The organism is Novosphingobium sp. TCA1 (assembly GCF_009811895.1).
Classification (GTDB): domain Bacteria; phylum Pseudomonadota; class Alphaproteobacteria; order Sphingomonadales; family Sphingomonadaceae; genus Novosphingobium; species Novosphingobium panipatense_A.
Genome location: NZ_BLJH01000026.1, coordinates 22,958 through 36,117, shown reverse-complemented (window position 1 = coordinate 36,117; position 13,160 = coordinate 22,958). Strand labels below are relative to the sequence as shown.

The 13,160-nt window shown below is 62.4% G+C and carries 8 protein-coding genes; 1 reads left to right on the top strand and 7 read right to left on the bottom strand.

The genetic code is table 11. The annotated features are described in order from the left end of the window. Positions 1-613: 613 nt before the first annotated feature. The 7 genes from NTCA1_RS22345 to NTCA1_RS22315 all read right to left on the bottom strand — a co-directional run bounded on the left by NTCA1_RS22345 (position 614) and on the right by NTCA1_RS22315 (position 11,876). Positions 614-1,555, bottom strand: coding sequence for an L-lactate dehydrogenase (locus NTCA1_RS22345; protein ID WP_036526759.1), 942 nt, complete (start codon positions 1,553-1,555; stop codon positions 614-616). Positions 1,556-1,789: 234 nt separating this feature from the next. Next, positions 1,790-2,923: an FMN-dependent L-lactate dehydrogenase LldD gene (gene lldD / locus NTCA1_RS22340; RefSeq protein WP_017503108.1), complete on the bottom strand. Its 1,134-nt coding sequence runs from the start codon at positions 2,921-2,923 to the stop codon at positions 1,790-1,792. Next, positions 2,920-3,744, bottom strand: coding sequence for an FCD domain-containing protein (locus NTCA1_RS22335; RefSeq protein ID WP_236549521.1), 825 nt, complete (start codon positions 3,742-3,744; stop codon positions 2,920-2,922). Before NTCA1_RS22335 ends, lldD begins: the two co-directional genes overlap by 4 nt. Next, positions 3,741-5,408 (bottom strand): lactate permease LctP family transporter, encoded by a 1,668-nt coding sequence (locus NTCA1_RS22330; protein ID WP_036526799.1) that lies wholly within the window; start codon positions 5,406-5,408, stop codon positions 3,741-3,743. Before NTCA1_RS22330 ends, NTCA1_RS22335 begins: the two co-directional genes overlap by 4 nt. Before the next feature lie 108 nt (positions 5,409-5,516). Next, the gene (locus NTCA1_RS22325; RefSeq protein WP_017503111.1) at positions 5,517-7,388 is read right to left on the bottom strand and encodes an FUSC family protein; all 1,872 of its coding nucleotides are present in this window, start codon (positions 7,386-7,388) and stop codon (positions 5,517-5,519) included. 196 nt (positions 7,389-7,584) lie between these two features. Beyond that, entirely contained in the window at positions 7,585-9,297 is a 1,713-nt protein-coding gene (locus NTCA1_RS22320) for a carbohydrate porin (RefSeq protein WP_036526757.1), read from the bottom strand. 140 nt (positions 9,298-9,437) lie between these two features. Next, complete coding sequence (locus NTCA1_RS22315; protein ID WP_036526756.1) at positions 9,438-11,876, bottom strand: membrane-bound PQQ-dependent dehydrogenase, glucose/quinate/shikimate family; 2,439 nt, start codon at positions 11,874-11,876, stop codon at positions 9,438-9,440. 309 nt (positions 11,877-12,185) lie between these two features. On the opposite strand from NTCA1_RS22315, the gene NTCA1_RS22310 reads away from it, so the two are divergent. After that, positions 12,186-13,094 carry a LysR family transcriptional regulator gene (locus tag NTCA1_RS22310; RefSeq protein ID WP_017503664.1) on the top strand — a complete coding sequence of 303 codons (909 nt, stop codon included), beginning with the start codon at positions 12,186-12,188 and terminating at the stop codon, positions 13,092-13,094. Positions 13,095-13,160: the final 66 nt, after the last annotated feature.

The following is a 13,160-nucleotide window of genomic DNA, read 5'->3' as shown; positions in this document are numbered from 1 at the left end:
AACAAACGGGTATCACCGCCCCCATGCAGCAAAGACCCAATTCTAACCGTTTTGATGTGCTCCGGTGGGAATAGCGCCGCTAGCGCCAACCGGGGACAGTAAGCGACAGCGGATTGGGCTCGCCAGTTCAGGCCGATCCGCGTGATTGCCGTATGCCTGGTCCCAATAGAGCTACTCGCGTCCATCCGCGCGCAGCACGTCGAGCTGGCGAGCGAGGTCCTGGTCGGCGGTGGACATGCGCGCATATCCGATCCGTCATGTGCCGGGCCGACCGGACAGTAGCAGCTATGTTCAACATTCATGATTGGGCAGGAATTGTCCGATCGCGCCTTCCAGCGCAGGGTGTCGACAGTCGAATGGTGCAAAGGGCCGACTTTTGGATTGCTGCTGGCGGCGTTTATCGGAAAGCATTTTATGACCCATGCTGTTACCGAGGGAGTCTCCGGTCGCGCGTGTCCAGAACTGAAAGCGCAAGTAGCCGCCGCTGATTTACGCGACTAGCCATCTCGATACGATGGTACTCGGACTGCCATTCGGCCGGTGGGCTGCTGCTCTTGGACGAGAGGCTACGCCCAAGGAAGGAAGCTACGACCTTTGCTATTGCGGGAGCATCTCAAGCGATCGAGTCAAGGGTGCTGCGCAACACCTCTGCGGACGCGAGCAGCGCCAAGCGCTCATCAGGCCGGAGATCGGGTTCCAGCACGCGCAGCACACCTTGTGCGCCGATAAGGCATGGTAGGCTCAGGTAGAGGTCGTTCAGACCGAACGCTCCGGTTAGTCGTGCGGAGATGGGCAGCACCACACGTTCATCGCGGTGGACCGCCTCGCAGATGCGCACGATCGCAGTAGCTACGCCATAGGAGGTAAAGCCCTTGCCATGGTTGATTGTGTAACCGGCACGCATCACGTCGCGCGCTATTGCGGCTCGGTCGATCATACGCCCATCAAGAAAAGCATCGAGCGCTACCCCACCGATGCGCACGGTAGAAAAGGCGGCGACCTCGCTATCGCCATGCTCCCCTAAGACCAATGCTTCAACAGTAGCGGGAGCGATGCCGAGCTCTTCCGCGATTCGCTGCCGGAATCTATTGCTGTCAAGGAGGGTGCCGGTGCCGATCACACGTTCGGGTGGGAGACCGGACGCCTGCTGCGCTACTTGTGCCATCGCATCCGCCGGGTTGGAGGCGACGACGATCACTCCGTCGAACCCGACCGCTTTCACCTCATCGATGCAGGCACGCACAATCTCGGCGCTTTTGCCCGCGATGGACGTACGGGTTTCGTCGCCATGAGTCGCGGCTCCCGCTGTCAAGACCAGAATATCCGCCTTCGCTACATCGGCATATTCGCCTGCCCAAATGCGGGTCGGTCGTGCAATGGCATTGGCATCGCCAATGTCGGCTGCCTCTGCCATCGCTCGCTCTTTACTCGCGTCGATCAGCACGATCTCGGTGAACAAGCCACGCAGCATCAACGCGTACGCGGCGGTAGCGCCGACGTTTCCGCTACCGATAATCGCGACGCGGGATGACGTCGGACGAGAAGATTTGGACAAGATCGATCCCTTCGGTTCAAGCGATGTCTATGTGGCCGACGCTATTTTACGCCGCACCGCCAATACTACCAATCCACCGCAGTCGGTCGGCTCGCCCGCCGCGGCAATCGGACCGTTGCCAAGGCGCAATGCCGTCGCGGCGCCGCTGCGTTTCAAGGGGATCGATGAGAACGTACGCGCTACCGACGATCGTTTCGAGTGCCGCGACCAGCGCCGGGCTCTTGCCGTTTCCGCTCATGCGACCAGCGCCCCACGGTCGAGTTCGCCGACCGATCGCGCACCGGTCAGCGCCATGGCCACGCGCATCTCGCTGGCGAACAGGGCCAAGAGGTTGGCGACCCCTGCTTCCCCCGCCGCAGCCAGGGCATAAATGAAGGCCCGGCCGAGTAGCACCGCATCGGCGCCCAGTGCCAGCATCCGCACTACGTCCAAACCTGACCTGATGCCCGAATCGGCAAGCACCTTGATCTGGCCCCCCACGGCCTCGGCGATCTCGGGCAGCGCGCGGGTACTGGACAGCACGCCGTCCAACTGGCGTCCACCATGGTTGGACACGACGATCCCGTCCGCGCCGAACCGCACCGCGTCGCGCGCATCGTCGGGATCGAGGATGCCCTTGATGACCATCGACCCCTTCCAGAAATCACGGATCCATTGCAGGTCTTGCCACGCGATCGATGGATCGAAATTGTTTCCGAGCCAACCAATATAATCCTCCAGCTTGGTCGGCATCCCGCGATAAGTGGAGATGTTGCCCAGGTCGTGCGGCCGGCCGCGCAGCCCGACGTCCCACGCCCAATGGGGATGCGTGATCGCCTGTGCGACGCGGCGCAGGGGCGCGCCGGGTCCCGACATGCCTGAATGACGATCGCGATAGCGCGAGCCCGGCACCGGCATGTCGACGGTGAACACGAGCGTCGTCACCCCTGCGGCCTGCGCCCGTTCCAGCGCGTCGCGCATGAAGCCGCGATCTTTCAGCACGTAGAGCTGGAACCAGATGGGCGCGGAGGAGGCGCGCTGCACTTCGTCGATGGCGCAGACGGAGACGGTAGACAGAGTGAAGGGTACTCCCGCAGCGGCGGCCGCGCGCGCGGCCTGCACCTCGCCTCGCCGCGCGTACATGCCCGTCAGCCCTACCGGCGCCAGTGCGACAGGCATAGCGAGCCGGCTACCGAACAGTTCGGTTTCGAGGCTAAGGTCGGCCACGTCGCGCAGCACGCGCTGGCGCAGCGCAACATCGGCAAGGTCGGTGACGTTGCGCCGCAGCGTATGCTCCGCATTGGCGCCCCCGTCGATGTAATGGAACAGGAAGGGCGGCAGGCGGCGCCGCGCCGCCTCGCGATAGTCGGTGGGGGCGGAAATGATCACGATCTGCTCTTTTGCCTGTCTTGGGGAATAGAAGGGGCGTGGAGCGCGGCCGCGCGCACCTGGCGTGCACGTTCCTCGTCGATCCCACGGATGGTTGTCTCCACGAACTGGATATGCGCGTCGGAAGCATCGCGCGCCGCCTCCGCGTCGCCAGCGAGGATCGTCTCCATCAGCCGGCGATGCTGGTCTGATAGCTGCTCAAAGGTGCGAGGCACGGTGTAGAGCTTTTCCAGGCTATCCGAGATGCTCGATCGCAGCAGCCCAAACATGCTCGACATTACCGAATGGAGCACCGCATTGTGCGATGCGCGCGCTATGGCGAGGTGAAAGGCGGCGTCCGCCTGGGCCTCGTCGCCCGCATCGCCCGATCCATGGCTATCTATCATCGCGTCGAAGCAGCGGCGGATATGGTCGCGATCCGCAGCCAGCGCGCGCCGCGCGGCGTGAAAGGCGGCCTGCCGCTCCAGGCCCTGCCGCACCTCCAGCACATCGCGGCCATAGCCGGGATCGGCCGCGATCCGCGCGCCCAGCGGTGCGGCGATAGTGCCTTCCGCCCATCGCGCCGCCAGCGGAGCGGCGATGGTGGTGCCGCGCGGCCCGACCGATAGAAGACCCGCCGCGCTCAGCCGCCCGATCGCCTCGCGCAGGCTGCCGCGCGACGTGCCGATCATCGCCACCATGGCGCGTTCCGAGGGCAGGCGCGCGCCAGGGGTCAGGCCACGCTCCGCGATGATTGCCTCGATCGCCGCCACGGCGCGGTCGACTACGCGATTGGAGGAAGCGGGACCGGGGGCCGAGGAGGCAGGGGGCACCGTCGTCATGGGATCATCCAGGGCAGCATATAGGCCTGCACGGTGGTCAGGACGCCGATCAGCGCGGCGAACAACAGGCTGTGCTTTACTGTGAAGCGGAACAATGCCGATTCGCGTCCCACCAGCCCCACCGCGCCGCAGGCGATCGCAATCGACTGGGGCGAGATCATCTTGCCCGTGCCCCCGCCAGTGGTGTTGACTGAGACCAGCAGCACGTCGCTGACCCCGATCTGGCGCGCCGTGGTCGCCTGCAACGCGCCGAACAGCGCGTTGGCCGAGGTGTCCGAGCCGGTCAGGAAAACGCCAAGCCAGCCAAGGAACGGCGAAAAGAAGGTAAAGGCGCGGCCCGTCTGCGCCAGCGGCAGCGCCAGCGTCGCGGACAGCCCGGAATAGTTGGCGACAAAGGCGAAGGCCAGCACGGTGCCGATCGAGTAGATCGGGACCAGCAGGCCCCTGACGGTCGCGGCGAAGGTGACGAGAGCCCGGCGCGGGCGCAGGCCGAGCACCAGCAATGTGACAAGCGCGGCGATGAAGATCGCAGTGCCCGTCCCGGAGAACCAATCGAACTTGTAATCGGCCGGAAACGGCGTTGCCTGCGCGGCGATCGGCGGTCCTTTCAGCACCCGCCCGTCGAGCAGCGGGACGCTGACATGCGCCACCATCGAGGACAACGGGCCATCGGGCGCGAAGAGCCGCTTGAACGGTGCGACGCTCCACAGGGTCACAAAGGCGGTGAGGATCAGAAAGGGAGACCAGGCGCGCACCACCTGACCGCGCGTCACAGGCGCGGCGTCTTGGGCGGGCAGCGCCATTCCCGCTTCGCCGGCGTCCTCAAAGCGGAAGACGCGGGCGGGTTTCCAGAACCGCAGGAATAGCGGCAGACAGATCAGGGTCGCCAGGCCGGCGAGAATGTCGGGCAGTTCCGGTCCGACATGGTTGGCGGTCAGGGACTGGACGGTCGCGAACGATCCGCCTGCCACCAGCACGGCCGGCCATGTCTCCCGCACACCGCGCATGCCGTCCATGACGAAAACCAGCCAGAACGGGATCAGTAGCGCCAGCAGGGGCAGCTGACGGCCCGCCATCTGTCCGATCGCGAACGGCCCGATCCCCGTCACCTCGCCGGCGACGATGATCGGGATGCCCATCGCGCCATAGGCGACCGGCGCGGCATTGGCGATCAGGCACAGGCCCGCGGCGTGAAGCGGCTTGAACCCCAGGCCGACAAGCAGCGCTGCGGTGATCGCGATCGGGGCGCCGAATCCCGCCGCCCCTTCCAGGAAAGCGCCGAAGGCGAAGCCGACCAGCAGCAGCTGCAACCGCTGATCCTGGGTGATGGCCAGGATCGACCGCCGGATGATCGCGAACTGGCCCGTTTCCACGGACACCTTATAAAGAAAGACCGCGCCGACGATGATCCAGGCGATGGGCCACAGGCCATAGCAGAAGCCGTAGATCGCGGCCGCGAGCGCCATGCCGGCCGGCATCCCGAAAACCGTGACCGCCACTGCCATAGCCAGCAACAGGGTGATCGTGCCTGCGACGTGCCCCTTCAGCTTCAGCACGGTCAGCGCGGCGAAAAAGAAAAGGATCGGTATCGCCGCGACCAAGCCGGACAGCCAGAGGTTGCCCAAGGGATCATAAGTCTGGCTCCAAGTTGTGGCTGTCTGCACCAATGGTCCTACCAAGCTCCCGGTTTCTCTTCCTCTCCGTGGGTGAGTAGTCAGCGCGAGTCAAGGTGTCCGCGAGAATTTGCAATGACTTGGTCTGACCAAAGTGCTTTAGCAGGATTCCTCCGGTGGCGCCTTCGCTGCGGCGAGGCGCCGGTGCCAGGCGATCGCCGCGTCGCCTGCCAAGCGGCGCAGTGCAGCTATCGACGCGCGATCTTCCGACGACACGTGGAAGCGGCGTACCGTTGTGCCCAAGTCGTGCAGCGCGACCTCGGCCTCCGTGCTGGCCAGGCCGGCCGCGCGCCGCGCCGCCTCGATCTCTCCTATCGGGCGGGCGGCCTCGACCGCCGCGACATAGGCGTGGTTGGCCGCGATGCCGGACCGGATGCGCTCGGTGGGGGAGGCGCCAAAATCGGGCCAGAGCAGCAGCACGGCGAGCAGCGCGGCGATGCTGCCGATGACGTTATCGAGCATCCTGGCGGAGGCGATCCCGGCACCGGGCTGAAGCAGTTCGGTGACCAGAATGAACAGCATGGTGAGGAACGCCACGAACACGGTGTAGTTCACCGACCGCAGCGACACCGCCGTTCCCGCCAGCCCGATCGCCAAGCCGGCCAAAACTGCCGGCGCGGTGGCGACATGCAACACCAGTAGCGCGATGCACCCGCCCAGCAGACTTCCGAGAATGCGTTCCAGACAGCGCGTCCATGTCACGCGTGCGCCGCCCTGCAATACGACCACCACCGCCATCGCCGCCCAATAAGGATAGCCCAGCCGAAAGACGATCGCTGTGTAATAGACCGCCATCAGCCCGGCGGACTGGCGTAGCGCCTGCCGGCAAGCCTGCCGCCACCCGGTCGCCGGGGCCGTTGCCAGGTCGGCGGTCCTGGTGATGATGGGCAGGTCGGTAGGGTGGGCGTCGAAAGCGTCCAGCGCCTGCGCGATCGCGCGCACGCACCCGATGCACAGGTTGTCCGAGAGACGCCCTTCGGTTCGCCGCAACCGCTTGACGGCGCGGTGTCTCGTTTTCCGGCCGGCTTCCCCCGCGCGCATCGACGATCGCCAGGCGAGCAGCGCCACCCGTACCGCCCGCGCAGTTGCAACGCGCTGGGGGGCGGGGCCGATATGGTCGATGAACGCCTGGTCGAGCGCGATCAATGCCCCGAATATGGTTTCCGCCGTGTCAAGGAGGCGAAGAAGCGGCGCGGTTACACCAGGATCGCGGGCGTAAGGGGCGATCAACCCGCGCAGCCGCTCGATCGACAGGCGCACGGCGCGGCGATGTGCGGCATGCTCGCTGTGCCATTGCTCGTCGCGATGGCGGCTATCCCCGATCGTCGCCAGATCGCCGCTCATGTCCAGCAGCCGCGCGGTGACGGCATCGGCGAGCTGGCGCAGCGGAGCCGCAGGGTCGAGCCGCCACAGCGCATTTATCAGGAGATAGGCCCAGGCCGATCCCGCGCTGAAGGCGCCCGCCTGAAAAAGGGCATTATCCAAGGGGCGCGGAAAGCCGACGGCGACGACCCCCACAACCGCCAGCAGAGTGCCGAGCGGCCCGCTCCAGGCAACGCGTGATCCTCCGACAATCGACAGGAACACCAGCGCCGGCCCGATTATCATGCCGGCCATAGCACCTGCCGACGCCCCCCAGGCTCCGGCGAGCGTGACCAGCGTCCCACACACGACGAACAGCAGGAGCAGACGGCGTCGCAGCCGGTCCGGGCCAGGCGCGTCGCACAGGCAGGTCCAGAAGGCGGCGAACACCGCCCAGCCTAGCGCCGCCCGCCCGAAGGAAACCGCGATCGCCAGCGGTACGCCGACAGCCAGCGCGGCGCGGCACCCCTCCGCAAGGCTGAAATGTTCCGGCGCCAGCCCAATGGAGCGTAGTTCCAGCCATCGCGCAGCTAGTCTGACGGTGGTCGGTGCGGTGCGTCGGGATACCCACCCCATCGCCCATGATGCCATGGTCCTGTCCATCGTCATCGTTCTTCCTCGGCGCCTAGCGCCCGTCCAGAGACATTCTCCGCGTGGCACATGCAAATAGATCGTACATACCCAATAGGGTATGCTGGCATCCGGACTCGTTTCGACTCGCTGCATCCAACTGGCTTAAGGGCCAGATCATCGCCGCGATTGGGCGGGGCACCGAACGTTAGAAGCAAGCAGTTGATGGTAGTTTTCAGAAATTTGCGATGATCTTCATGCCTAGTAGCGTCGCGTCCGGGGTCTTGGTGGTTTCACCCGGACGGATCATATAGTCAAATTCGGGCTGAAGCTGAAGGCCGGGCATGACATCAATGCTATAATAAGCCTCGATCACGTGAGAGCTGGTCTGCGGTGCCAGCACCGAAGCCCCAAGCGACTGACCGCTATCGATCAAGTACATCTGGTTGAGGCGCAATCGGTCGCTGACATGATACCACGACCATAGCACGCCAAAACGATCGGTATCGCGATGCGGGACCACCCCGTTGAATGAAAAGCCCGCATAATATTGGTCTGACAACGCCGCCACGCGCGGGGTGTTGTGGACATAGCCGAACATCAGGTAACCACCCGACATCTGGTCCGATCCGCCCTTGCGGTAGATCATCTGATCACCTTCGAACCAGTACATATTCATCGGTGCGCTAGGCGGCGTACTATCCCGCTTAATCGCGTTGGCTGCGCCGGTTGTCATCAGGTCGGCATAACGTGAGGTGTCGCGGGCATAGCCGAACACATAATGGCCCGGTAGCTTTTTGTCGGTGAGAAACGGCTGCCACGTGAATTCAATCGGCAGCATGACCCCGGTGGTTCGCTCGCTGCCCCAGGCCCAGCCCGATGGATTGCTCGCCAGCGGCGTGACCTGATAAACACCCAACTGTACGCTGGTATCACGCGTGGGGCGCAAGCGTACACGCCCACCCATCGTAGCCTTGGGATAAACGGCGAACCCGGGTGCCCGCTTGAGTATAACCGGCGCCGAGCACGTCACCATGAACGAACATAGTAGCGGCGATGTCGCAAACACGTGGGTCAGCGACATGCGTCCCACCGCCACATCAAGGCGCCCGTCTAACATGGTTTTTTGTAGGTAGAAGTCGACAAGATGAGCGGCGACGCCTCCCGTTAGTCCATACACTTCCATCAAGTTGATATAACGCTCGCCCAGTCGATCGGTCGACACCTGGTGCCCCACTCGGTTCATTACCAAGGCGTGCAGCGTCCAGCCTCGCAGCCCGACCAGCTTGTCGAGATCGAAATGCATTTGCAGGGTGAGTTCGTGAACATAGTCTGCGCCGCGTTCCACGCCGCCATCAAGGTTGTCCATCGCTTCCGCCTTATAGGAGAGGGAGAATGTCAATCCCTTCTGCTTCAGGCTGGCACGGAACCGATCGAGCGGCGTGATCAGATGGCCGCCCACAGTGGTCGGCACATAATAGGCATCGGGAATGTCGGTACGGCGCAGCGAGTCGAGTTCGGATGGCAACATCCAGGATATAGCCTCACTGTCAGTCAGAGGACGCAGGCTGCTGCCGCCAATATTGCGGCGAAGGCCTTCTGCGGTGTCGGGCATGAGAGGGGCCGTATCGGTGGCAGGAGTGTCATGATCACCCTCAGCATCGTCATCATCTGATGGCGTGGGTGCTGCATTTGCCCCCACCGACACGGCGGTGACAACGGATGCCGTTTCATGGGGCGACGCTGCGGACAAAAACTTGGTCGACGTCAGCGGCGATACGATCTCCCGTTCAAGGGGGGCACCGTCCTGAGAACCGCTGGCTTGAAGAACGCTGTCTTCGGCATGGGCCATCACTGGGCTGGCGCAGGAGATCAAGGTTGCAGACAAAGTTGTTAGCATCGGCAAAGAAGCGCGACTGTGCGAAAACGGCCGGGGAAATTTTTGCATTATGAAGCCCTGACCAGCTAGGCGCGTTTCTCCAGGCCGGGTCGATCCATAGAAGCGCCAGGAATCCGCGATCAAATAAGAGGCCGGAGCGGCTGTTCGGGGTAAAGCCGAAAGGCCGCTCCGACGTGGCGATGTCATCCCTAGCGGGCAGCCAAGCCTTTTTGTGGGAGGGCGTAGGCAATGATATAGTCGCCTACGTCAGCCGCGTGGCTCATACCGCCTACCGAGATCACGACATACTGACGTCCGGTACGCGGCGAGCGGTAGATCAAAGGAGCGGCCGGGGCACCGGCGGGCAGCCGGGCCTTCCACACTTCTTTGCCCGTGAGCGAATCCAGCGCGCGCAGGTAATTGTCCTGGGTCCCGGCAAAGAAAACCAGACCAGAGGCTGTTGAGGTCGGTCCACCCAAAGTAGGCATGCCAAGCGGGATCGGCAGGTGGGTTTTGATACCCATCGGCCCAGTATCGCGCACCGTGCCAAGCGGTACCTGCCAGACGATTTTCTTGGTCTTGAGGTCGATCGCGGTCATCGTGCCGAAGGGAGGCGTATTGCAAGGTACGGCCAGCGGCGACTGGAGAACGTCGATCCGGACTCCGCGATAGGGTCCAGCGACCTGCGGACGAAGCGTGCCCATGAAGCCGGGAACTTCGTCCATCGAGATCTTGTACTTGCCGGCGTTTTTCTCGTTGACCAGCATCATGCGTAGCGGCACGCGCATGTCGTTCACAAACATCAGGTCCCGCGTTTCGTCGATCGAGACACCGCCCCAGTTCATACCGCCGAGCAGGCTCGGATATTCGATATAGGGTTTCTCACCCGGAGGCGTGAAGGCACCGGTATAAACCGAGTCCTTGAACATGATGCGGCAGTACAGCTGGTCGAAGGTGCTGACGCCCCACATCTTGCGTTCGCTCAGGCGATCATTGCCAATGATTGGCATGCCTACCGAAAATGGCTGTGTCGGCGATAGCCGATCGCCTTCGGCAGCCGGATTGTTGGTGACGGCCCGTTCGACGACGCGAGTAACCGGCTTGCCGGTCCGACGGTCGAGAACGAAGATATTGCCCGTCTTGGTGGTTTGGATGAGCGCGGGAACCTTCAGGCCCTTGTCGTTCGTCACATCATAGAGAACGGGTTGTGAGGGCACGTCATAGTCCCACACGTCGTGGTGTACGGTCTGATAGACCCACCGTGTCCGACCGGTCGAGGCGTCGACCGCGACAATGGCGGCGCCGAACTTTTCCTTGGCCTGGTTGCGGTCACCCCCCCAATAGTCGGGCGGACCAGCCCCGGTGGGGAGGTAGACGAGGTTGAGGTCACGGTCGTAAGTCGGGACCGTCCAGACATTGGGGGTTTCGAGAGAGAATTGCGGATTCTGCTGCGCGGCGACAGCATTGTCGGGACTACCCACGTCCCAGACCCAGGCCAGCTTGCCGGTCAGGGCATCATAGGCGCGCACCGCGCCCGAGGGTTCGCCGTGGACGATGTCACGGACCCAGCCACCGACAACGGCGACATGCCCCATCAGCACCGGAACCGATGTCGGATGATAGCGCTTGCCCTGCTCGACCGGGCCCATGCCTGGGGCCAGGTCGACTGTGCCCCCCTTGCCGAAATCGGCGCAAGGCTTGCCGGTGGCCGCATCGATGGCGATCAGACGTGCATCGACCGTGGAGATGAGCAGCCGCTGCCTGCATATACCGTCGGGGAGCGCAGCTTTCTGCGAGGGCGTCAAGCGGGTATCGGCGTCGACGTCGTAATAGCCAACACCCCGGCATGTGACGTGTTCGGCGGAATGAGCATGTGGATCGAATTTCCACAGCGCCTTGCCGGTGTCTGCATCGAGCGCCGTGACCATGTTTTCAGGCGTGCATGAGTAGAGTATGTTGCCGATCTGCAGCGGCGTGTTCTCGTCGACGCCAATCCCGGCCCCGGTCGTGCGGCGCCCGGTGCGATAGGTCCACGCAACCTGCAAATCGCTCACATTTTCGAGATTGATGTCGTTGAATGGCGCAAAGCGCGTCCCGTTGGCGTTGCGCCCGAACATCGCCCAGTTGCCCGGCGCGTCGATCTTGTCGAGCGCGAGGGGCGTTTGTGCGGACAGATTGCCCGGCTCGTAAATGGCGCCGTGCGGGAAGAAAGCCGAAATGAGCGTCAATATCAGCGCACCGGCGGTTGCTGCACCACCCCAGAAGCTGGCACTGCGCAGTTTCGCCGGCACGGCTTCCAGCGTCGCACTCGCCCAAAGCCCGAGACCAAACATCAGGGCGGGAACCACCAGACGTGGCAGCAGCGCCCAGAAGCCGAACTCGGGCGTGTCGAAAAGGGCCCAGATGACCGTCGCACCAAAAATGGCGATCGTCAGATGTAAAGCAGCGTGGTGCCTTTTAAGGTAAAGAAACGCGAGAATAACATATGCCACACCTGCCAGGGCATAATAGGATGACCCTCCAAGTGTGATCAGCCTCAACCCGCCTGCGGCAAGGACAAGGCCAACGGCGAGGGTTAGGGCGGAGAACAGAACGCGAAAAATGCTTCGGCCGTTCAAGCGATGCGGAAGTGAAGAGTAGTCATTCATGACGGTCGCTCAACGAATCTACATCAGCCAATCTGTCCAACGGCATTTGACGGTTGTTCACTTAGTTGCCTTTCCATATTTATACTGGAGTTTCACAAGAAATCCGGCGGCGCTGGTATATTATCCCATTTTATGTTTGGATTCTGCACGCGGTCTATATTGTGAAATACGCGCAAATGGCACTAATTCATATCTATCAATCGGAAGCGCGGTCGTTAGACCTGGGTGCCGCATTCATGCGCGGTCCTTTATTTCGCTTTTGTGTATGAAGGAAATGAATTTGCGGAATTGTGAATATTCCAGTAACGAATGGCCATGGAATTCCGGCTATTACGCTCGTTCACTGAAGTCGTGCGTTGCGGCGGTTTCTCGCAAGCAGCGCGTTCGCTCGCTTCCACGCAGTCCACGATCAGCAAAGCAGTCAAGCAACTCGAGAATGAGCTGGGAACAATATTGCTCGACCGTTCCGGGCACCGCTGCGTGATGACCCCTGCGGGAGAAGTGGTATATCGCCGCGGCATCAAGTTGCTGGCCGATCGCGACGACGTACTGGCCGAACTCGATGAAATACGAGGCTTGCAACGGGGCGTTTTACGACTTGGCATCCCCTCCGTTGGCAATATTAAATTATTCGCGCCCGTGGTATGCACCTACCGCGAGCGTTATCCACAAATCGAATTACGTCTGATCGAACATGGAAGCAACCAGCTCGAAAAGCACTTGCGGGCTGGTGACATCGATATCGCCGGCATTCTGGAGCCGCAGTCTCCTGACTTTGAATGGGAGCCGATACGGAGCAAACCGATCGTTGCCTTACTTTCGTCAGTCCATCCCCTCAGCCGCTGCGGCAGTCTCAAGTTGACGGATTTGCGCGATGTCCCTTTCGTCCTCTTCGACCTCGGCTTCCGTCTGCACGGCATGATCCTCAATGCCAGTCGTAAAGCAGGCTTCGAGCCGACCGTTGCCGTTACGAGCAGCCAGATCGATTTCATGATCGAACTGGTTTCAACCAATGTCGGAGTAGCGTTCCTGCCAAGCGAGATCGTCGATGAAAAACACCTACAAGGTATCGTTTCAGTACCCCTCGACGAAGCGGAGCTGGCCTGGGTGATGGGTCATGCATGGCGGCGTAATGCCTATCTTTCTGACGCGACAGTTGCATGGATGAAGCTGATGCGGGAAACTTCCCGCCCGAGTGAACTTTATACAGGCGTCTAGCGCTGCCAACCGCGTTTACGGCCAGTCTGACTATTTCGTGTTCAGGGGCGCAGTCCTGTCTCGCAC

What these genes read in the sequence shown, in the direction of transcription:
- NTCA1_RS22335 (WP_236549521.1), bottom strand. Translation starts at nt 3,744, where the DNA reads ATGACGACGGTGCCCCCTGCCTCCTCGGCCCCCGGTCCCGCTTCCTCC.
- NTCA1_RS22325 (WP_017503111.1), bottom strand. Translation starts at nt 7,388, where the DNA reads ATGACGATGGACAGGACCATGGCATCATGGGCGATGGGGTGGGTATCC.
- NTCA1_RS22320 (WP_036526757.1), bottom strand. Translation starts at nt 9,297, where the DNA reads ATGCAAAAATTTCCCCGGCCGTTTTCGCACAGTCGCGCTTCTTTGCCG.
- NTCA1_RS22315 (WP_036526756.1), bottom strand. Translation starts at nt 11,876, where the DNA reads ATGAATGACTACTCTTCACTTCCGCATCGCTTGAACGGCCGAAGCATT.
- NTCA1_RS22310 (WP_017503664.1), top strand. Translation starts at nt 12,186, where the DNA reads ATGGCCATGGAATTCCGGCTATTACGCTCGTTCACTGAAGTCGTGCGT.